This window comes from Mesorhizobium sp. WSM4845, assembly GCF_055811455.1.
The window spans coordinates 1-577 of sequence record NZ_JBVVQA010000100.1 but is presented as its reverse complement, the minus strand read 5'-3'; the positions used below and the strand labels follow the sequence as shown (position 1 = coordinate 577).

The window sequence follows — 577 nt, the reverse complement described above, 5'->3', positions numbered from 1 at the left end:
GCCTTGCCCTTGCCGATGCATTCCACCTCGTGCGCATGCAGGCTGTAGATCTTGCGGCCGCGCTGGCGCTGACGCTGCTCGAGAACGGTGGAGGCCTGGTAGAGCCATTTGAAGAGCGCGTCCAGTTCCGCATCGCCGGCGATCTGGCGGGAGATGTCGCGGACGGTCCGGCCGAGATAGTCTTGAGCCTGCGCAGCGCCTTGTTGGCCCGCTTGAACTGCTTGGCGTGGGCGTAGCGCTGGTGCTTGATCAGCGCCTGTTTGCCGACCCGGACATAGGTCTGGCGCAAATCCAGCCCCGCCCGTTTGGCCAGCCGCACCAGCCGTTCGCGGGCCCGGTGGATGAGCTTGGCGTCGGTCGGGAACATCACGTTCTTCGGCTGCACGGTCGTGTCCACGATCCCTTGGCGCGTGTCGGTCGGCTTCATCGCCCCGGTCTTGACCGCAATGCTGAGGCTTTCCTGCAAAAGCACCATGATCCCCTCCTCGCCCATGCGGCTCCGCCAGCGCGTCATCGAGGAGCGGTCGAACGGCAGGTCGTGGCGGAAGAACTCCTCGCCGCACAGATACTGGAAATA

At 64.8% G+C, this 577-nt stretch carries 1 pseudogene; it reads right to left on the bottom strand.

The window, feature by feature from the left end:
• Positions 1 to 577, bottom strand: a pseudogene (locus AC0L2C_RS34180) (transposase family protein); the annotation flags it as partial.